We start from the raw sequence: 18,119 nt of genomic DNA, 5'->3' as shown, positions 1-18,119 counted from the left end.
AATGAGAATTAATATTAAAAAAAATATTTTATTAGCGGTATTTTTTCTTTCCGCTATTCCCCTTTTCTGCCGCGATATTACAATTCAAGTGCTTGACGGAGACTTGGAACTTCCACTGGAAGGCGCGACCGTCCGCGCGAGGGGCGGAAACGAATATGTATGCGGCAGGGACGGAAAGGCAAGAATTCCGGTTCCTGACGACAGGCAAACAATTCTTTACGCCGCGTATCCAGGTTATGAGACAAGCGCCATAACAATTCCCGTTACGGGAAATTCTTTTATAGTTTCTTTAAGCCTTTCGTCGTTTTTGCAAGGGCGCGAGCTAGTGGTTGAAGCGTCAAAACCGGGGACAAGCGAATCAAAAACAGGCCGCAGCGTCGCCGTAAGCGAGAGAGAAATAGCCCAAACCGCGGAAATCGGAGTAATAGAAGACGTAATGAGCACGATAAAACTCCTTCCGGGCGTAGGTTACTCAGGTCTTTTCAACGCCGAACCCAGTATCCGCGGCGGCCACCCCGGAGACATGAACGCGTCTTTAGACGGCTTTTACATCAATAACCCGTACTTTTGGGGAGGCGGCTTTTCAATCTTTGATCCGCGAATGGTAAAAAGCGCCCAGTTATCCCACGGCGTGTTTTCCACCCGTTACGGGCATACAATTTCAGGACTGCTGGAAATAACGTCAAAAGAGCCGTCTCCTACGGAAACTGAATTTGAACTTGGTCTAAATACAAGCGCCGCGAATTTTAATCTTTCCCTCCCGATAAACGGAAAGGGAGGCATTCTTTTTATGGGGCGCGTCACATATTACGATCCTGTAATATGGGCGGCTAAACAACTGGCAACCATAATTCCTGAATATGAAGTAATTAATTATATACGAAGAGCGCCGTATATAAGATCGGCGACAATTAACGGAGATTACAGGTTTACGGACAACGTTATTTTATCGGCGACAGGTTTTTTTGGCATGGACGGAGGAGGCGTAGAATTTAAAAATGAAAACTTTACGGATAAATTAAACAGCGATACTTACATTAATTTTGATTATGTTAATTATCAGGGGTTTTTTACCACATCTTTATCATGGAATCCCCACAATGACATGCTGTTAAAAGTTACTATAGGCGCCGGATATGAAGGCATGGAGTTAGACGGAAAAATTGAATACAACATTCATGATAAGTATTTTACTGACGCTTTTCCTCTAAAAGGGTTTTTAACATTAAAGGGATTAGATCCTGACAAATATCAGTATTTACAAGACATGATCATTACCGAGTCTGATTCAAAATACAACGTGCAAGGACGCATTGATTATGACTGGAAATTATCAGACTTTTTCCTTGCCGCCATCGGCGTGCAGGAATTATTTTCATTTTCAAAATCTAAAGGCAATCAGAAAGCGTTTATAGATACTTCATTCTCAAGCCTTGAGGATGAAACAATAAAAACTAACATTGAAAATTTTTTATCGCCTCTTCCGCCAACAGGATTCATAATTGGAATGCCAATGAGTTACCACCCCAATTCACAAAATAAATTTATGACAACTTCCGGTTATCTGCTTGGTGAATTTAATACGGCGGGAAACCGTTTCAGCTCCGAGTTTGGAATCCGCGTTGATCATTTTATATTATTTGGAGACGGTTTTACGTCACAAAGCGATCCCGTCTTAAATCCGCGGATAAATATTGATTTAAATATTTTACGCAACAAAGGCGTCTTAAACTCTCTTGACATATCCGCGGGAACGGGGCTTTTTTCTTCCATAAACAGCATAGTCTTTGAATCGGAAGAAAAATATAATATTGATAAAATTAAGCCTAACAGAAGCTGGACATCCGTTCTTGGAATCAGATTTGAATTTCCCGAATCTATAATTTTAAATATCGAAGGTTACTACAAAAAAGTTTTTGACAGAATGTATATTTCAGTAAGCCCCGGAAGTGATTCCGTTAATATCAGTCCTCAATTTGACGGCGAGGGAAAGGTATGGGGAATAGACGTTATGCTGCAAAAAATACAAAGCCGGTATTGGGACGGCTGGCTCTCTTATTCATTTACATGGGCAAAGTACCGCGATCCCAAAGGCAGTTCGGGCGGAATGGGAATATCCGGCGGAAACATGGGCGATGACTGGTATTTCCCGTCATATCACAGGTTTCATAACTTTAACTTGATAGTAAACATTAAACCTACGCCCAGAATTAATATTTATTTTCGTTTTGGAGTCGCCTCTGGCGTACTCTTGGAAAAAAGAACGGGAGACGGGCCTATAAGTTATCCCGTATTGGTTTACGACGGTGAAAACGGGGAAAACAGTTACTTTATCGAAAAATTTTATTGGCCTTCCGTCGTCGATGAAGATAACCGCACTACCCCGGCGTTGCCGATGGATGTCAAATTTTCATTCTTTGGCGGCAATAAAAACGGAAAAACAAGATTTGAAGTTTATTTCGCTATAGAAAATATTCTTGGATTATTGTATACTGCCCAGGGAAACACAAGTTTTAACCAGTACACGGGCGAAATCGACACGGGCAGTTTCTCCGCGACTTATGATATACCTATTCCAATTCCGTCGTTTGGGTTTAAAATAAGCTATTAAAGGTAAAATATGAAAATTTTAAAAATATTTATTTTAATTATCCCGATATTCTTACTTTTTAACTGCGTTATTATAGAAAAAGCCGGGCAGGTACTTGACGGCTCCGCCTTCAAATTAAAAACCGTATCCGTTTATGAAGCTTCAGGCAAAGGAGAAAACCAGCAGGAAATAAAAATTTTTGTTGTAGAAAAAAAAGATAAAGAAAAATCAATTATAATCACTCTGGAAAATTTTCCCATGATAAAACTGTTGGGATCTTTCCCTGACGAAGAAGGCGCCATCTTTCTTACGTCCATTGAATTCCTCGCCGGAAGCGATCATGGCTGGAATGAATACACATTAGAATTAATGGGAACCGGAAACTTAAAATTTGACGGTACCGCAACTCTTAAAATTGAAGAGATAGAACCTGTTCAAATTACCAAAGGACGAGTTCAGCGTTACGATACCCGTTTAACGGGAAACGAGGCCTTATCTGTATTACGCAACAGGCGCGAGCGCGTACTTGCCGTTACAGAATGGATGGCGTCGTTTAATCCTGAAAAAGGGAAAATAATCGATGATATTGACGATTTTGAAGCATTCTGGCGGCCAATCCTGTTACCGGAGACGGTTTCAAAGAAAAAAAGGCCGGACGGCTGGATTCAGGATACTGACAAATTCCAAAAAGCCGACAGCATACGCTGGAATACCGGTTACACGGAACGGACTTTCTCCAAAGAATTATGGCCTATAAGAAATTCAGGCACTTTACTGCGCGACTGGGAAGAGGCAATCGCTTGGATATATCTGGAATATGAATGGAAAAATATTGTAGAATTATTATCTAAAGAGATAATCTTTACAAAAATTAAGTGAGGTAAGAAATGGAAACTGATACTTTTTCAGTACTGGAACTTTTTAAGTTAGGGGGGATTTTCATGTGGCCCCTTCTTGTGTTTTCTATCGCCGTCGTCGCAATCTCCTTGGAACGTATTATTTATATTCTTTATCATGATTTAAAGGTTGATGATCTGTACGATAAAGTTTCTAACTATGTGGAATCAAACGGTTATTCAGAGGCATGCGAGTATCTTTCGGGCTTGTCAAAACGGCGGATTGGGGCGCGTATTATTTTAACCCTGTTAAAGCAGGTAAAAACGGGACAGCCGTTTTTAGTGCACCGCGCCGAACGCGCCGTAGAAACCGAAGCGAAAAACTGCATCAATTCCCTTGAAAACGGTTTTAATTTTCTAACCGCGCTTGGCTCCCTATCCCCGTTAACCGGCTTTCTTGGAACGGTATCGGGAATGATTGGCGCTTTTAAATCAATTGCCGAAGCTACCGAAGTAAACGCGCAGATTGTCGCAAACGGCATCTACGAAGCCCTCATTACCACGGTATTCGGCCTTATAATAGCGATTATCGCGATGATCGCGCACTCAATTTTAAGCCATATCGTTGATAAATTTGCCGCAAGAGTTGAAGGCGTCTGTTCGGATTTAATCGCGCAGATGGAAAGCAGCCTGTCCGAGGGAAAGTAAACAGGCAAAATGAATATATCGCGCCGTAAAAAAACCGGCTTTCTTGAATCAAGCGCCGCAAGCGACCTCGCTTTCCTTTTAATTATATATTTTTTAGTCATTGCCGGTTTTAACGTCAATAAAGGCTTTATAATTAATCTTCCCGCAAAAGATTCCGCGAGAATGATATTAAAAGAAGAATTAGTGCGCTTTGAAATGGATTCAAAAGGTGAAATATTGCATAACGAGGAAGTATTAACTATCCCAAAAGCAAAAACAATAATTCAAAACGCCCAAAAGGAAAATCCAAATATAGCGGTTATTATTACAATTGACGGCAAGGCCCATTGGCAAAATGTCGTATCGTTTGTAGAGCTTGCCCAGGACTTGCAAATTGATTCATTCTCGTTTTCCATGAAAAAGGATTATTAATGAATTTCAGACGGCCAAAAAAAACATTTAACATCCCGCTGTCCTCAATGTCGGATATCGGATTTCTGCTGTTAGTCTTTATTATGCTTGTCTCATTAATTAATTACCGCAAAGAAGTAAAAATAGAATATCCTGAAGCGCAAAAAGCGCTTAGAACTACCGAAGAAAGAAACCTTGAAGTATGGATAGATTTAGAAGGAGATATTTATCTTGACGGAACTCCCGCCGACCGTAACGCGTTTGAGCAAAAGATAACAAACCTTTACCTTTTGGCTCCTGATACAAGAGTGCATATAATCGCGGATAAAAACACTCCTTATGAAAATATTAACAGCGTATTGGAAATAATGCAGCTTCTCCAATACCGCGTTGTAAGTTTTGTGGTAAAAACCAATGAATGAAAAATATTTACGCCTGATTATATTTATTATTACCGCCGCGCTTCATCTGCTTGTAATATTTTTTCTGGTTTTTAACACGGGCGCGGTCGTTCAGGATATTCCGGAAAACGCGAGAGTTATGAAGCTGACAGATATTGCCGAACTTCCCCCTCCCGCTGACCCGGAAATTCCGCAAGTTGAAGAAATAGCCGAAGTAATGATAGAAACCGATACTCCTCCCGTTCAAAATGTAGTCCCCGCAGGAACATTAAACGTCAATTTTGAAAATTATGATAATTATTTAAAAATGCACGAGGTTTCCACAAGGCCGATATTTAACGAAGAAGCCCTTATGTCAGCCTTAGTTTATCCGCCCATCGCCTTACGCTCAGGCATTGAAGGGAGGGTTGTTCTAGAATTATTTGTAGATCGCACCGGTTTTGTGCAAAAGATAACCATTATGCGCGAAGAACCTGAAGGCAAAGGATTCGGAGAAGCAGCCGTAAAAGCGTTTACAGGCAGAAAAGGAACCCCCGCCTTCGCAAACGATGAACCCGTCTCCTGCCGTTATCGTTATCCTGTGGTATTTAGGATTAAGTAATTTTACGCCAAGACTTCACACAAAGATCACAAAGAGACAAAGATCACAAAGGGGGATCAGGGGTTTTTGTTCGTAGGCTATGCGTGAGCTTCACGATAAGATAACGGACAAAAACCACTTATTCCTCTTTGTGTTCTTCTCTTCCTTCGTGTTCTTTGTGTGAAAGATCTTAGGGAAAAATTTATTATTAGTAAAGTAACATAGCGTCGCCATAGCTGAAAAAGCGGTATCCTTCTTTTATGGCTTCCTCGTAGCTTTCAAGGATCAATTTTATGCCGGCAAATGCAGAGACTAACATCAGCAGAGTTGATTCGGGGGTGTGAAAATTTGTAAAAATAGCGTCCGTTACTTTAAATTTATAGCCTGGGTAAATAAAGATTGAAGTTTTGTTTTCTCCGCGCTTAAGTTTTCCGTCTATCCACGCGCTTTCTAAAGTTCTTACGCTTGTGGTTCCCACCGCGATAATTTTTCTTCCAGCTTTTTTAGCTTCTTCAATTTTTGCCGCGCCATTATCGTCAATATAAAAATATTCACTGTGCATTTTATGATCTTCAATATTTTCAGTACGGACGGGAAGGAACGTTCCCAAACCTACATGCAAAGTTATAAAAACTCTTTCTATTCCATGGGAATCAAAAGCGTCTAATATCTCTTTTGTAAAATGAAGCCCCGCCGTAGGAGCCGCCGCGGAGCCTGTTTGTCTCGCGTAAACTGTCTGATAACGTTCCGTATCTGATAAAACATCTTCCCGCTTTATATACGGCGGCAATGGGATATGGCCGTTTTTTTCAAGCCATTCGTCGTTTATGGGGTTTTCAAATTTTAACAGAATATATTCGTCTTCAAAACCGCTAACAACGGCGCTAATCCGCTCCCGCGCGTCCTCCGCAAATATATAAACGTCCCCTATCCGTTTTCGGCGCGCGCGCTTTGCCATAACTTTCCATAATAGGCCGTCCCCATTAATGTCATCTAAAAGCAGAAATTCAGTTTGTGCGCCGGTTTTCCCGTGAAAAGCGTAAAGACGCGCCTTGCGTACTTTTGTGTCGTTAAAAACTAAAAGAGGCTTTTCGCCGCCGGCGCTTAAGAATTTTTCTTTACAAAGAATATTTGGCAATTGGCAGACTTCAGTATGCGCGCGCGCGCCAGACAGGCGATCAAGCGTCATCAGCCTGCTCTGCCCCCGCTTTTCAGCAGGGTATTGCGCGACTAAATTTTCCGGAAGATTAAAATTATAATCGCTTTTTTTCATTAAAAAAGAGAACCTTCATTATTCGCGGCATTGTTAGGCGCTAATCCAAGATGGCCGTAGGCGAAATTTGTCACTACCCTTCCACGCGGAGTGCGCTGTATAAGGCCGGCTTGTATTAAAAACGGCTCATAGTAATCTTCCAGAGTTTCAACGGATTCCCCTATTGAAATAGCCAGAGTGTCAGCCCCGACAGGGCCGCCCTTATAACGTTCAATCATTATTTTTAAAATTTCCCTGTCCTGTTTTTCAAGGCCAAGCCCGTCTATTCCAAGACGCGACAGGCCGTCGTGAACAACAGCCGAAGTAATGGAAGGCTCTCCCGCGTACTGGGCAAAATCCCTCATGCGCTTTAACAGTTGATTCACTACCCGCGGAGTGCCCCTTGAAGATTTCGCAAGAAGGCAGGCTGCGTCGTTATCTATTTTTACTTTTAAAAGACCTGCTGAACGGCGGACAATGGCTTCCAAATCCTGCTGTTCATAAAATGAAAAACGGCAGGTAATGCCAAACCGGCTTATAAGAGGACTTGAAACAACGCCCGCCTTTGTCGTCGCGCCCACAAGAGTAAACGGCTTAATCGCGATTCTCATTGTTCTCGCGTTCGGACCCTGCCCTATAACCCAGTCAATTCCGTAATCTTCCATCGCGATGTAAAGCAGTTCTTCAATAGCGGGTTTAAGGCTATGTATTTCGTCAATAAAAAACACGTCGCCCTTTTTTAAATTAGTTAAAAAGCCTACAAGGTCTTTTGGTTTTTCAAGGGCGGGAGCCGTAGTTTGAACAAAACCGGTTCCCATTTCATTTGCCACAACCTGTGCCATTGTAGTCTTGCCAAGCCCCGCTGGCCCGATTAAAAAAAGATGATCCAAACTGTCCCCGCGTTCTTTCGCGGCGGAAATAAAAACCGACAGATTTTCTTTCATTCCCTTTTGCCCTAAAAATTCTTTCAGGTTGCGGGGACGAAGCGCCATGTCCTGCGCGTCTTCGATAATCAATTCAGGCCTTACAGGGCTTTTTTCTTTCATTTTACGCGCCGCTTAAGCTTAAAACCGCTTCTTTAAATATTAATTTTTCTTTTTCATCAGCAGGCAAATCAGAAGTTATTGAACTTTCCGCTTTAGCCAAAGCTTGCGCCGCTTGCCTTCTGTCATAGCCCATTCCGACAAGCGCTTCAACAAGCTCGTTATACGGGGAAACAATGTCAAGCGGCTGCATTTGGACAAGTTTACCCTTTAGCGAAAGCAGCATTTTTTGCGCCGTCTTTTTGCCAAGTCCGGGGACGGCTTCAAGCCGCGCAATATCCCCGTTTTCAAGCGCCCTTTCAAGGTCATCTTGGCTTATGCCGCCCATTATTTTTATCGCGCCCTTGGGGCCGATGCCTTCAACTTTTATGAGTTCCAAAAACGTATTCCGCCGGCTTTCATTATTAAAACCGAAAAGCTTCATTTGGTCATCCCTATGGTACAGCCAAGTAAAAACCCTACATTCGCCGTTCTGGGGCAAGGTTTGTATGTCATTTATCGGCATGGCGATTTCCCATTCAATATCGCCTGAAAGGACAAAAACTGCCTCACCGCCTTTCCCGCTGACAATACCACGGATACTGTTAAACATAGCATGAGCATATCATTTTTTAGGAAAAAAAAGAAGAATTCTCTTGACAGAAACTGGAAAACATATTATAATCTGACTAGACAGACTATAATAAGAGGGAAATAAAAATGAATGTAAAAACAAAAGAAAAAGCCAAATGGCAATTACAGGAGGCAAAAGCTATGTTTAGTGAAGTTGTTAAAGAAGCGGAATTTTTACCTCAAATTATCACAGTTCGGGGTAAGGAAACGGCAGTTATTCTTTCTTATGAAGAATACAAAAAATTATCAAGTCCAAGGCAGACGCTCTTTGAATTTATCCAGAATTCCCCCCTGCGGGACATAGAACTGGAATTACCGCCGCGCCTTGTGGAAAAAACAAGAGAGGTTATCCTGTGAAATACCTTCTGGATACCAATGTAATATCCGAAATGCAAAAATCAAATTGCAGCGAAAATGTCAAATCTTTTATGGATACCCTACCATGGGATGATTTGTATATACCGGCTATTACCTTAGGTGAGTTATGTTACGGTATAGAAAAACTCCCCTACGGTAAAAAAAAGCACGAGCTTTCAATTTGGCTGTATGCGGAATTACCGCAGTGGTTTGACGAGCGTATCATTACCTTTGATACCGAGGTAATGCTGGAATGGGGAAAAATAAGAGCCGATGTAAAAAGGACATTGCCGGTCGCCGATTCATTAATTGCCGCAGCCGCGATTGTTCACCACATGTTCCTTGTTACAAGAAACACAAAAGACTTTGAAGACATCGAAGGGATAAATTTACTAAATCCCTGGGAGTTCTAAACTCACGATAAGATAACGGACATAAACCCCTTTTTCCCCCTTTGTGATCTTTGTTTCTTAGTGATCTTTGTGTGAAGTCTTCTCGGAAAAATTCAAATTACTAGGAAGTTTTAAGAGAGCTGTTTACCGCGCAGATAGCGGCTCCTAGGGCGTCCGCGGCGTGGTCGGGTTTTGGGATTTTTTCCAGTTTTAAAATAAGCCTGACCATTTCCTGCACCTGTTTTTTATCCGCCGCGCTTACTCCGGTTACGCCCTGCTTAATTGCGTTAGGTGTAAACTCATGAAGGTAAATGCCTTTTTCCGCTATTGCCGCGGATATTACCCCCCTCGCTTCGGCTACCGGAATGGCGCTTGAGACGTTTTTGCCGAAATACAAAGTTTCTATCGCCGCTTCCCTCGGTTTAAATTTTTTTAATAAATCGCGTATACGCTGTAAAATTAAAAAAAGACGATCCGCTCTTGGAGCGTCCGCCTTTGTTAAAATAACGCCGTGATCTAAATATTTTATTTTTCCGTCAACAGAGTCAATGACGCCCCAGCCTGTGCTTGCAAGACCGGGGTCAATTCCTATAATCCTGCGAAATTCGCCTTCTTGCGGGTTAGTTTTAGCCAGCGTCAAACCCTTCGGGAATCGCTATATTTGAGTAAACATTCTGCACGTCGTCGTTTTCTTCAAGTTTGTCAATTAATCTGAGCGCTTTAGCAGTCCCGTCATTGTCCAATGAAACTTCCGCCTCGGCAACCATGCTTATTTCCGCGCTCATAGTTTCAAAATTTTTAGCCTGTAGAGCATTCAAGACATTTTCAAAATCCTCAGGCGCGGTAGTTACTTCGACAATTCCATCCTGCGCTGAAACGTCTTCCGCGCCGCCTTCAATCGCCACTTCCATTACCGCGTCTTCCGTATACTTTTCTCCGTCCATGGTAATTACGCCCATACGTTTAAACAGTCTGGAAACTGAACCGGAAGTGGCAAGCTGGCCGCCCGCCCGCGTCAGAATATTACGAATATCGGCGGCGGCGCGATTTTTATTGTCCGTCAGAACCTCGATAAAAATAGCGACTCCTCCGGGAGCGTAGGCTTCATAAACAAGCTCTTCATAGCTTACGCCTTCAAGCTCACCGGTGCCTTTTTTAACCGCCCTGTCGATGTTATCCTTGGGCATATTCGCGGCTCTGGCTTTTAGAACGGCCGTTCTTAACCGCGGATTTCCGTCTAAACTGCCTCCGCCCATTCTGGCGGCAATAGAAATTTCTTTTATTAATTTAGTAAACATCTGACCGCGTTTTGCATCCGCGGCCCCTTTTGCGTGCTTAATCGTCGCCCATTTGCTGTGGCCCGACATGGTAACTCCTTACTTTAGTAGAATGAAAACGCGCCTTTTAATCAGGCTTTTCCCTTTTGAATAGCTTTGGTAATAATATCATCTACATATTTCTCATACCACTCCGTAGCAAAAGGTTCCTTAGCCCTTATCTGGGTTTTAATTTGATCTTCCAGACTATCTTTACAAGGTTCGCAAACACTATGGTCCCCATAATAGAAGAATGTCCTGCGGGTCACCGGATCATCAACCTTTTTCTTACAAACATCACAATAAATGCTCTGCATAAAGCCTCCTAATTTATTATCTTGTTATAGTATACAAAAAATTTTAAAATATGTCGAGTACTTATATGAATGAAAATGAAAAAAATTTGTTAATAATCGGGGAGTCTGTATATTGCTCCAAAAACCCGTTAATTATCGCTGAATTGGGCACTTCCCACAACGGCGATATTAAAAAAGCAAGGCAGTTGATTGACGCGGCCTTTGCCTCCGGAGCCGGATGTATAAAAGTCCAGATGGTTTATGCCGATGAAATTCTGCACAAAAATACAGGGGAAGTGCCGCTTCCTGGCGGTAAAATCAAGCTATATGACCAGTTTAAAGCTCTTGAAACGCCTGTCGAATTTTTCGCGGAAATCAAGGAATACGCGGAATCAAAGGGACTTTTGTTCCTTTGCACCCCATTTGGCTTGAAAAGCGCAAGAATTTTAAGGGAAATTCAACCAAAAATAGTAAAAATTGCCTCTCCAGAGTTGAATTTTACCGGTTTACTTGAGGAAATTGCCGGTTGGTATCTGCCTGTTTTGCTTTCTTCGGGGGTTTCACGGCTGTCTGACATTGAAAATGCGGTGGAAATACTTCAAAAAAACATCTCGCAAATGCTCGCCAAGGCGCAAAGTAAAAAAGAAACGCAATCCGCGTCTTGTGAACCAGAGATTCTACATTCGCATGAAAAGACCTCAATTTGCCTGTTGCATTGCGTAACTTCCTACCCCGCGCCGGAGATTGAATATAATTTGAAGGTTCTTCCAAATCTGGCGGCTATTTTTGGCGTTTCTGTCGGGGTGAGCGACCACAGTTCAGATCCCGAGCTTGTTCCCGCTCTGGCGGTGGCTATGGGCGCGGCTGTGATAGAAAAGCACTTCTGCCTTTCCAAAACCGACGGCGGCCTTGACGACCCAATCGCTCAACCGCCCGAAGAATTTTCCCGTATGGTACGCGCCGTCCGCCGCGCCGCCGAAGCCGGAGCGAAAGAGACAATCGCTTACTACAGCCGTGAACGCGGCGAAGACTTTGTAAGCCAAATTTTAGGAAGCGGCGTTAAAGAGCTTGCCCCTTCAGAAAAAGCCAATTACCGCCTTACTAACCGCTCCATTCACGCGCTTAGGGACATTGCCGCGGGAGAGATGTTGCAAGAGGGCGATTACGCGTGTTTAAGGACGGAAAAACTTCTGCGTCCCGGACTTGAGCCATGTTGGGAAAAATTTATTAAAGGACGAACCGCAAGGAATTTTATCCCCGCGGGGGAAGGGATACGCTTTGAGGACATTTAGGCTTTTAAATTTTTTTTTATGATATTTCCACAGTAAATTAAATCACCATATCACCGTCAGATGTAAGTTCCCAGGGAATGTCAGGATAAATTCGAAATGGGTCAATTGCCATAAGTTTTTTAATGTATTCATGAAGATGTAATCCTTCATTAAAAACACGAGAATATAAAAAAATATATTTTACTCTCTGCCCAAGAGCAAAGGCAACCTCGGCATAGTTTCGGCGGCAAAAAGCAAGAGAATCCATGTCGTCAAATGAAAATGAAGGAATGTATCCGTTATAACTTTCTTCTTGCTCCAGTTCTATCAGACAGGAATCCATTAACGGCCTTGAAACGCTTAACGGCATTTCGCGTTCCGGAATACAAATATCAATAACGCTGTTTTCCGTATCACTTACGGCAAGTTCCGGACAGGCAATTTGTATATAACGGGGAATATAAACTTTAAATAATATTTCCGTATCCTGAGTATTTGCAAACGGGCCTATCATTATTTTACAGCCGCGCGGATGATCATTAATTAGGGTGTAAATAATATATTCGCCGTCTTTTTCCAGCGCGTATCCTCCGCGGTTAAACAGGCAATGATCGCTGTGAATTACAAGAACATTATCAAGCGCTTCTTTTACCGCCTGCCTGAAAAGCCGCGGGAAATATTCATCCTCAGCTTTTTCAAATTTTTTTAAAAGCGTTTCATCCAACTTTCCGCCAAACCCCAAGTCGCGCGTAAAAATATTGACAATCGCCAAAATCGGCTTTTGCAATTCTTCCCTAAGCCTGTAATTTTCATTCCCAACGCCGACATACTTTCCGATAGCCGCCATGTTAGCCGCAACTTTTTTTAAATTTCCTTTTTTCATAAATGGCATAATATGCCCTTGAAACAACTTACGAAGTTTGCGATAGTCTTTTTCCTGAACTATACCCTGCTCTTCTATTTTTAAAAGCGTTTTAATAAATATTTTATAAGGCATTAATTTTATTGTGGCAAGTTTGATAATTTGGTTTTGAACGGTTTCTTCCATGGGTATAGGTTAATTTATATTATATTTATATAGTTGTATTGTCAATTAGCTTATACCAAGGAAAACTTACGCTTTTTTCATTTTTTAAAACTGAATATCTTTATCACTTTCAGGGTTGTTTTTGTTGTCCCTTTTTTGAGAATTAACCCTATTAATAATTTCTTTTATGCTCACGGGATAAAAGTCATTCACGTCCACGCCGATATTTATAGCTCTATATCCGAGTAACTTCAGCTTTTCCCCAAAATCAGGGTATTTAATTCCGCTGTTGTGAACATGCCCATAAAGATGAATACTGCCATGATAAGAGCCGTCCCAACTTAACATTGGAAAATGAAAAAGAACTATCTTTAATCCTTCATATTTAAGAACATAATAATCTTTGATCCATTCAAAAGCGTCTGAATTGAATTCTTTTTCATTAAGGTATTTTTCATGGTTTCCCTTTATAAGATATTTTCGTCCGTTAAGCTTTGATAAAATTTCATTCGCATCTTTGCCTTTTCCTTTGTACATGAAATCACCTAAAATGTAAATTTCATCATTTTTTTTGACAACGTTGTTCCACCTGTGAATCATTTCATTGTTCATCTCATCAACATCTTTAAACGGTCGCAAGCAACTCAAGATAATATTATTATGACAAAAATGATTATCCGCCGTAAAATAAATCATAAATCCCTCTTGTTTTCTTCCCAAGTAATCATTTTTATCACCTTCATGTTTGTCTCCTTATCATATTAAAGCGGCTCAATTATAAGGCAATGGCATATATTTGAGCTACTACATTTTATCTTTAATTTAATATGTTGTCAAGGAATATTTAAATTTTCCCAACCTATTACCGAAAAAAATGCGTTAATAATTGATTTCTTCGTTTTAATATTTTTCTTTTGTAAGCGGAGTTATTTTCATTTTGGTTATACAGGGCATCGACAAATTTTTTATTTATAAAATTAAAATTGCGTTTCGCGAGTTTTAAGTTATCAGTTATTACTTGGTAATATGGTTCATCTTTTTCTTTAGTTATTTTAATAAAGAAAAAGTCTTTGTCATCTTCGATATTTTTGGTAAGAATTACATAGTATTTTTTATTATTTATTTTAATAGTTTTACAAGAAATTATCGGCTGTGTTTCATAAGCTGATATTTTTTCTTTCGTGTAAAGATAGTCAATATATTCCTTTATTCCCCTTTTTTTATAACTTTTCAGATTCGCGGGAACATTTCCGTATATGTTTCTGTCCGCGTCTTTTTTTAAGGTGAATGTGCCGTCAAGCATCAGTTTATATATTTTCGGCGGGAGGGTATGAAGAACCAATTCCTCAAATTTTACAGGTTCTTCAAATTCCTCAATCGGAATTTCGGTTATTAAATTGTCAAAAAATTGACGCTCCAAGCAGTCAAGCTGTTTTCCTACAACATCGTACTTTTTGATTTCAATATGGTATGAATGTATAGTGTCAAGTACAAAAACAGGCAAGATAAGAACGCCTTTTTTTTCTTTTTTTTCGTCAAAATATATTTCTAAAATATATTTAACGTCTTCAACGTTATACAATGTGCTACTCATATATTTTATTGACGACATAAAAAATCCTTATATCTATTCTACTTTTTCTTCGAATTCTTTACAATGGTAAACCCGTTATCAGTCTTCTGACAGTTATCCGTCAAATTTTTCTGCGCCTTCATTCCCGCGATAAAAACAGCGATATTTGAATTTACATCTTCAGAAGAATCCTGGACAAACTTGATAATCTCGTCTTTTAGCTTGCGTTCCTTATCCATAAAATCCCCCTTATCAATATTAACCTACTACAATAATATATTGATACACTACACTTGTCAACAGTAAAAAACTACATTGACCGTCAATAATTTAACGGGTATTCTTTGTATATGGCTTTATCTGACCGGATAAGAACGATTGTCAACGAGATTGGAGTGTCCCAAAAAGACTTTGCGAAAAGCATTAATGTAACGGACAGTTATATATCCAAACTCATTAGGGATGAATCCGGCATGGCAAACAGTACCGCCCTGCTTATCGAGCAGTTATACGGTTATTCTAAAGAATGGATTTTAAAAGGCAAAGACCCAAAAATGCTCGCCGGGCGCGGGCGCAAATTAACCGGGTTACAACGAAAAATAATTATGGACATCGAAGAAATGAACGAAAACGAATTACGCGCCGTGCTTGCTTTTATCGAATCATTAAAAAAGCCGTTAACCCATCAGTATCAGGAGCGGAAAGCAAAGTAGGACAGGGGCTGTCCAATAAGTAAGAATAAAACCACGGAGAACACAGAATTACACGGAGAAAGAGAATCTTTTCTTACAAAAAACTCCGTGTCCTCCGTGGTTAAATATTCTTTTTGGACAGCTCCCTTCCCCCTATTTAGAACAAAACCCAATTACTGTTTCTTTCTTCTTAATATTAAATTCCGTTTTGCATAATTTCTCCAAATTTTCATAATTTACATTTTCCCCAAACAAAAGCGCGTTTATATCAATTTTCTTTGCGATATTGTTTATTATCCCGCCCGTAAAATCAAATTTATCCGTTAGTTTTTCAGCTGTCATGTCGTCTAACTCTGGTATTTTCTTTTTCCATATTTCTTTTTGAGTATGTTTGTCGGGCTTGGCAATGTTAATTTTATACAGTATCCGCCGGTCTAAAGCTTCATCCATATTTTGTATAAAATTGCTTGTTCCAATCATTATGCCTTCAAAACATTCCAGTTTGTCCAAAATCATGTTTTGAATAGTGTTAAAATCCAAAGCAAGCGTCGTGTTTGCTTCATTATCAATATTGCCTATCCGTTTTTGAAATATGCCGTCGGCCTCATTAATAAACAGTATTGGCGCGATATCGCTGTTATCATATAATTTTTTATACTCTGAAAATAAATTCTTTATCGCTTTCTCGCTTTGTCCCACATACCTTTTTCGAATAACCGAGAGATCGACTTTTAATAAGTCCCTTTTCGTTTTCTTTGCTAATTGCAATACCATTTCAGTTTTTCCAGTCCCCGGCTCCCCAAATATCATACAAACAATTCCGCATATTTGGTTTTTCTTCTTAAATCTTTCTTTAATATCAATAAAATTCTTTTCATTTAAAATATTTTCCAGCTTGTTTATTTGCTCGTTTATCTCTTTGTTAAAAAATAAATTTACATTTAATATGTCTTCGTATTTAATCAATTCCATTTCTTTTGATTTTAATTTTTCTTTCTTCCGCTGTTCCAGCTCATCATTGTCTGGTATTGTACTTATAAAAATAGGCTCCATATCTTGTGACGCCATATAAGCCTCGTCCGGTATTTCAAACCATCTTCTCGATTCTTGTTTTGGCTTGGTTGTTTCTGAACATTCAAATAAAAAATCATCCCTGCTTTTTAATGATGAAGGCTCATTATCCATATTATCTAAAAATTCAAATGATTTAACGCTTTTACCGGCTGTCTTGCATTTTGAATTAAGAATCAAAAGCCTGTCTTCAATTTCGCTTAATGAATATTTTATCATTTTTAAGATAATTTCAAAATACGGGGAAAAAGCCTTATAATTTAACGGCGAAAATTCAACAAAGAGCGAAATTGGCCTGTTAAATTTTTTAAAATCGTTTAGGCAAAAGTCGCTTGAACTTGACAATAAACGCATTATAGGCTCCTCAAATATTTTAAGGGCGTTTAACGCCTGTAAAAAGACGTATTTTTTTTCTTTTTTTGACAGGCAATTTATTCTTTTTATCGCGTTTCTTATGATTTCTTTTATTTCATTAGAACAATATACGGAATCTATCATATCTTTAAAAACAAATACGCTTATATCGCTATTCCCGTTTTCCCTGCCTGCTCCAGAAAGAAATGACAACACGCCATACATGGATTTATCAGAATAATCCGAGCATAAGCAATGAAGTATCGCCGCAATCAATAAATCCTTTACGCTGCCGATCATATATTCTGATTTGCCGTCGGCTTTCTTATACAATGGGGCAAGTAAAATTTCCGCTATCATTAAAACGTGTTGATAAGCGTTTTCCTCTTGAATCTCTTCAAGGATATTAAATCTTAAAGACTCCTTATCAATGAATGACAGCATAAAAACACGCGAAAATTTGCGCCGGAATTCCGCAACCTTGTTAAATATTCCATTATTAAAATCCATGCAAACAAGAATATCCCGCCAATTTAAACATTGGTTCACCGTATTTGACTTAATCTTTGAAATTTTCTCCATAACTCCTCCTTTAAATTTTCCCTGCCGTACACGGGTTAGTGATTTCCCGTTACGTGTAAAATTGGTAATTTCCCTGTCTTTCATAATTCCTCCTTACTCATTTTTTCCGGTATTCAATGTATACCGCCATTTTATTACCACTTTCCCCATTATTTTTACAGACCTATAAAAATATAGTATTCGTGAGAAACATTAAAATAATAAAACTCTTTTTGCGAATGGTTACGCCGCCATTCATTCCTAATAAATAATATCTATATGTTCAGCAAAATCTATTTAACTTTTATCTTATATATCAACTTCTTACTTTTTTTGCCTTACATCTATTATAACGCAAATATTATTTTTTTCAACTATTTTAATAAAAAAAACTGCCTTGACAAGACGTTTATATTAATAGCATATTCTCAAATTGAGCCGCGGAAGGATCGAACTTCCGACCCGCAGATTAAGAGTCTGCTGCTCTACCAGCTGAGCTAGCGGCCCAAGTACAGATATACTATCAAAATATCAAAAACAGGTCAATTAAGCTATACTTTCACATTGACATAAATGCCCAAAAATTGATAAAATGTATAAAGAGGCTCGCTTATTTGCGAGAGTGGGAACAATTAACCGCACCCCGTCAAGGGGTGTAGATGAAAAACACCAATCGTTCCGGCGCCGTACAGCTCCTACACGATGAAAAAATGAGGCTGGATTTATCCAGCCGTCCGCGCCGCGGTCATAGCGAGGTATGTACCATTCTTTATTTATGTTATAAAATAGCATAGCAG

Annotated in this window: 22 protein-coding genes and 1 tRNA gene; 11 read left to right on the top strand and 12 right to left on the bottom strand. The window is 39.8% G+C overall.

Annotated elements, in window-relative coordinates; genetic code table 11:
- Position 1: 1 nt before the first annotated feature.
- Genes ACYVRA_RS04025 through ACYVRA_RS04000 form a run of 6 tightly spaced genes read left to right on the top strand, consistent with a single transcriptional unit; the run spans position 2 to position 5,526 of the window.
- Entirely contained in the window at positions 2-2,611 is a 2,610-nt protein-coding gene (locus ACYVRA_RS04025; RefSeq protein WP_461251463.1) for a TonB-dependent receptor plug domain-containing protein, read from the top strand.
- A 9-nt stretch (positions 2,612-2,620) separates the two neighbouring features.
- A complete protein-coding gene (locus ACYVRA_RS04020; RefSeq protein ID WP_461251462.1) occupies positions 2,621-3,469 on the top strand; it encodes a hypothetical protein in 849 nt (282 codons plus the stop codon).
- Positions 3,470-3,477: 8 nt separating this feature from the next.
- A complete protein-coding gene (locus ACYVRA_RS04015) occupies positions 3,478-4,134 on the top strand; it encodes a MotA/TolQ/ExbB proton channel family protein (protein WP_461251461.1) in 657 nt (218 codons plus the stop codon).
- Between the two features lie 9 nt (positions 4,135-4,143).
- The gene (locus ACYVRA_RS04010; protein ID WP_461251460.1) at positions 4,144-4,545 is read left to right on the top strand and encodes an ExbD/TolR family protein; all 402 of its coding nucleotides are present in this window, start codon (positions 4,144-4,146) and stop codon (positions 4,543-4,545) included.
- Complete coding sequence (locus tag ACYVRA_RS04005) at positions 4,545-4,946, top strand: ExbD/TolR family protein (RefSeq protein ID WP_461251459.1); 402 nt, start codon at positions 4,545-4,547, stop codon at positions 4,944-4,946. The genes ACYVRA_RS04010 and ACYVRA_RS04005 overlap by 1 nt, the downstream gene beginning before the upstream one ends.
- Positions 4,939-5,526 (top strand): energy transducer TonB, encoded by a 588-nt coding sequence (locus ACYVRA_RS04000; protein WP_461251458.1) that lies wholly within the window; start codon positions 4,939-4,941, stop codon positions 5,524-5,526. The genes ACYVRA_RS04005 and ACYVRA_RS04000 overlap by 8 nt, the downstream gene beginning before the upstream one ends.
- A gap of 187 nt (positions 5,527-5,713) precedes the next feature.
- Here ACYVRA_RS04000 and queA read toward each other — a convergent pair whose 3' ends face one another.
- From queA to ruvA, 3 genes are read right to left on the bottom strand one after another with little or no spacing between them, the layout of a single operon-like run.
- Entirely contained in the window at positions 5,714-6,778 is a 1,065-nt protein-coding gene (queA, locus tag ACYVRA_RS03995; RefSeq protein WP_461251457.1) for a tRNA preQ1(34) S-adenosylmethionine ribosyltransferase-isomerase QueA, read from the bottom strand.
- Entirely contained in the window at positions 6,778-7,803 is a 1,026-nt protein-coding gene (gene ruvB, locus ACYVRA_RS03990) for a Holliday junction branch migration DNA helicase RuvB (protein ID WP_461251456.1), read from the bottom strand. The genes queA and ruvB overlap by 1 nt, the downstream gene beginning before the upstream one ends.
- 1 nt (position 7,804) lies before the next feature.
- Positions 7,805-8,392 (bottom strand): Holliday junction branch migration protein RuvA, encoded by a 588-nt coding sequence (gene ruvA, locus ACYVRA_RS03985; RefSeq protein WP_461251455.1) that lies wholly within the window; start codon positions 8,390-8,392, stop codon positions 7,805-7,807.
- A gap of 107 nt (positions 8,393-8,499) precedes the next feature.
- On the opposite strand from ruvA, the gene ACYVRA_RS03980 reads away from it, so the two are divergent.
- Entirely contained in the window at positions 8,500-8,769 is a 270-nt protein-coding gene (locus ACYVRA_RS03980; RefSeq protein ID WP_461251454.1) for a type II toxin-antitoxin system Phd/YefM family antitoxin, read from the top strand.
- Positions 8,766-9,182, top strand: a complete 417-nt coding sequence (locus ACYVRA_RS03975) for a PIN domain-containing protein (RefSeq protein ID WP_461251453.1) — start codon at positions 8,766-8,768, stop codon at positions 9,180-9,182. The genes ACYVRA_RS03980 and ACYVRA_RS03975 overlap by 4 nt, the downstream gene beginning before the upstream one ends.
- 100 nt (positions 9,183-9,282) lie before the next feature.
- Here ACYVRA_RS03975 and ruvC read toward each other — a convergent pair whose 3' ends face one another.
- Genes ruvC through ACYVRA_RS03960 form a run of 3 tightly spaced genes read right to left on the bottom strand, consistent with a single transcriptional unit; the run spans position 9,283 to position 10,794 of the window.
- Positions 9,283-9,801, bottom strand: coding sequence for a crossover junction endodeoxyribonuclease RuvC (gene ruvC / locus ACYVRA_RS03970; RefSeq protein WP_461251452.1), 519 nt, complete (start codon positions 9,799-9,801; stop codon positions 9,283-9,285).
- Positions 9,788-10,528, bottom strand: a complete 741-nt coding sequence (locus ACYVRA_RS03965) for a YebC/PmpR family DNA-binding transcriptional regulator (protein ID WP_461251451.1) — start codon at positions 10,526-10,528, stop codon at positions 9,788-9,790. Before ACYVRA_RS03965 ends, ruvC begins: the two co-directional genes overlap by 14 nt.
- Before the next feature lie 41 nt (positions 10,529-10,569).
- Positions 10,570-10,794 (bottom strand): hypothetical protein, encoded by a 225-nt coding sequence (locus ACYVRA_RS03960; RefSeq protein WP_461251450.1) that lies wholly within the window; start codon positions 10,792-10,794, stop codon positions 10,570-10,572.
- Positions 10,795-10,859: 65 nt separating this feature from the next.
- Between ACYVRA_RS03960 and ACYVRA_RS03955 the strand changes: the two genes are divergently transcribed.
- Positions 10,860-12,065: an N-acetylneuraminate synthase family protein gene (locus ACYVRA_RS03955; RefSeq protein WP_461251449.1), complete on the top strand. Its 1,206-nt coding sequence runs from the start codon at positions 10,860-10,862 to the stop codon at positions 12,063-12,065.
- Positions 12,066-12,102: 37 nt separating this feature from the next.
- Here the strand turns inward: ACYVRA_RS03955 and ACYVRA_RS03950 are convergent, their stop codons facing one another.
- The 4 genes from ACYVRA_RS03950 to ACYVRA_RS03935 all read right to left on the bottom strand — a co-directional run bounded on the left by ACYVRA_RS03950 (position 12,103) and on the right by ACYVRA_RS03935 (position 14,883).
- Positions 12,103-13,092 (bottom strand): hypothetical protein, encoded by a 990-nt coding sequence (locus ACYVRA_RS03950; protein ID WP_461251448.1) that lies wholly within the window; start codon positions 13,090-13,092, stop codon positions 12,103-12,105.
- Between the two features lie 84 nt (positions 13,093-13,176).
- On the bottom strand, positions 13,177-13,767 hold the full coding sequence (locus tag ACYVRA_RS03945) for a metallophosphoesterase (RefSeq protein ID WP_461251447.1): 591 nt from the start codon (positions 13,765-13,767) through the stop codon (positions 13,177-13,179).
- A 166-nt stretch (positions 13,768-13,933) separates the two neighbouring features.
- Positions 13,934-14,683, bottom strand: a complete 750-nt coding sequence (locus ACYVRA_RS03940; protein WP_461251446.1) for a hypothetical protein — start codon at positions 14,681-14,683, stop codon at positions 13,934-13,936.
- A 20-nt stretch (positions 14,684-14,703) separates the two neighbouring features.
- Positions 14,704-14,883, bottom strand: coding sequence for a hypothetical protein (locus ACYVRA_RS03935; protein ID WP_461251445.1), 180 nt, complete (start codon positions 14,881-14,883; stop codon positions 14,704-14,706).
- Positions 14,884-14,994: 111 nt separating this feature from the next.
- On the opposite strand from ACYVRA_RS03935, the gene ACYVRA_RS03930 reads away from it, so the two are divergent.
- Positions 14,995-15,357, top strand: coding sequence for a helix-turn-helix domain-containing protein (locus ACYVRA_RS03930; RefSeq protein WP_461251444.1), 363 nt, complete (start codon positions 14,995-14,997; stop codon positions 15,355-15,357).
- Positions 15,358-15,489: 132 nt separating this feature from the next.
- Here ACYVRA_RS03930 and ACYVRA_RS03925 read toward each other — a convergent pair whose 3' ends face one another.
- Complete coding sequence (locus ACYVRA_RS03925) at positions 15,490-17,427, bottom strand: AAA family ATPase (protein WP_461251443.1); 1,938 nt, start codon at positions 17,425-17,427, stop codon at positions 15,490-15,492.
- A gap of 329 nt (positions 17,428-17,756) precedes the next feature.
- Positions 17,757-17,829: transfer RNA gene (locus ACYVRA_RS03920), tRNA-Lys, on the bottom strand.
- A 152-nt stretch (positions 17,830-17,981) separates the two neighbouring features.
- On the opposite strand from ACYVRA_RS03920, the gene ACYVRA_RS03915 reads away from it, so the two are divergent.
- Positions 17,982-18,116, top strand: a complete 135-nt coding sequence (locus tag ACYVRA_RS03915; protein ID WP_461251442.1) for a hypothetical protein — start codon at positions 17,982-17,984, stop codon at positions 18,114-18,116.
- Positions 18,117-18,119: the final 3 nt, after the last annotated feature.

Source organism: Treponema sp. R8-4-B8 (assembly GCF_054786175.1).
The sequence above is the reverse complement of the archived record's forward strand: the minus strand, read 5'-3'. Positions and strand labels throughout refer to the sequence as shown.

What these genes read in the sequence shown, in the direction of transcription:
- ACYVRA_RS03965 (WP_461251451.1), bottom strand. Translation starts at nt 10,528, where the DNA reads ATGTCGGGCCACAGCAAATGGGCGACGATTAAGCACGCAAAAGGGGCC.
- ACYVRA_RS03925 (WP_461251443.1), bottom strand. Translation starts at nt 17,427, where the DNA reads ATGAAAGACAGGGAAATTACCAATTTTACACGTAACGGGAAATCACTA.
- ACYVRA_RS04025 (WP_461251463.1), top strand. Translation starts at nt 2, where the DNA reads ATGAGAATTAATATTAAAAAAAATATTTTATTAGCGGTATTTTTTCTT.
- ACYVRA_RS03930 (WP_461251444.1), top strand. Translation starts at nt 14,995, where the DNA reads ATGGCTTTATCTGACCGGATAAGAACGATTGTCAACGAGATTGGAGTG.
- ACYVRA_RS03915 (WP_461251442.1), top strand. Translation starts at nt 17,982, where the DNA reads ATGAAAAACACCAATCGTTCCGGCGCCGTACAGCTCCTACACGATGAA.
- queA (WP_461251457.1), bottom strand. Translation starts at nt 6,778, where the DNA reads ATGAAAAAAAGCGATTATAATTTTAATCTTCCGGAAAATTTAGTCGCG.
- ACYVRA_RS03955 (WP_461251449.1), top strand. Translation starts at nt 10,860, where the DNA reads ATGAATGAAAATGAAAAAAATTTGTTAATAATCGGGGAGTCTGTATAT.
- ACYVRA_RS04010 (WP_461251460.1), top strand. Translation starts at nt 4,144, where the DNA reads ATGAATATATCGCGCCGTAAAAAAACCGGCTTTCTTGAATCAAGCGCC.
- ACYVRA_RS03950 (WP_461251448.1), bottom strand. Translation starts at nt 13,092, where the DNA reads ATGGAAGAAACCGTTCAAAACCAAATTATCAAACTTGCCACAATAAAA.
- ACYVRA_RS04005 (WP_461251459.1), top strand. Translation starts at nt 4,545, where the DNA reads ATGAATTTCAGACGGCCAAAAAAAACATTTAACATCCCGCTGTCCTCA.
- ACYVRA_RS03960 (WP_461251450.1), bottom strand. Translation starts at nt 10,794, where the DNA reads ATGCAGAGCATTTATTGTGATGTTTGTAAGAAAAAGGTTGATGATCCG.
- ACYVRA_RS04000 (WP_461251458.1), top strand. Translation starts at nt 4,939, where the DNA reads ATGAATGAAAAATATTTACGCCTGATTATATTTATTATTACCGCCGCG.
- ACYVRA_RS03940 (WP_461251446.1), bottom strand. Translation starts at nt 14,683, where the DNA reads ATGTCGTCAATAAAATATATGAGTAGCACATTGTATAACGTTGAAGAC.
- ACYVRA_RS03980 (WP_461251454.1), top strand. Translation starts at nt 8,500, where the DNA reads ATGAATGTAAAAACAAAAGAAAAAGCCAAATGGCAATTACAGGAGGCA.
- ruvB (WP_461251456.1), bottom strand. Translation starts at nt 7,803, where the DNA reads ATGAAAGAAAAAAGCCCTGTAAGGCCTGAATTGATTATCGAAGACGCG.
- ruvA (WP_461251455.1), bottom strand. Translation starts at nt 8,392, where the DNA reads ATGTTTAACAGTATCCGTGGTATTGTCAGCGGGAAAGGCGGTGAGGCA.
- ACYVRA_RS04020 (WP_461251462.1), top strand. Translation starts at nt 2,621, where the DNA reads ATGAAAATTTTAAAAATATTTATTTTAATTATCCCGATATTCTTACTT.
- ACYVRA_RS03935 (WP_461251445.1), bottom strand. Translation starts at nt 14,883, where the DNA reads ATGGATAAGGAACGCAAGCTAAAAGACGAGATTATCAAGTTTGTCCAG.
- ACYVRA_RS03945 (WP_461251447.1), bottom strand. Translation starts at nt 13,767, where the DNA reads ATGATTTATTTTACGGCGGATAATCATTTTTGTCATAATAATATTATC.
- ACYVRA_RS04015 (WP_461251461.1), top strand. Translation starts at nt 3,478, where the DNA reads ATGGAAACTGATACTTTTTCAGTACTGGAACTTTTTAAGTTAGGGGGG.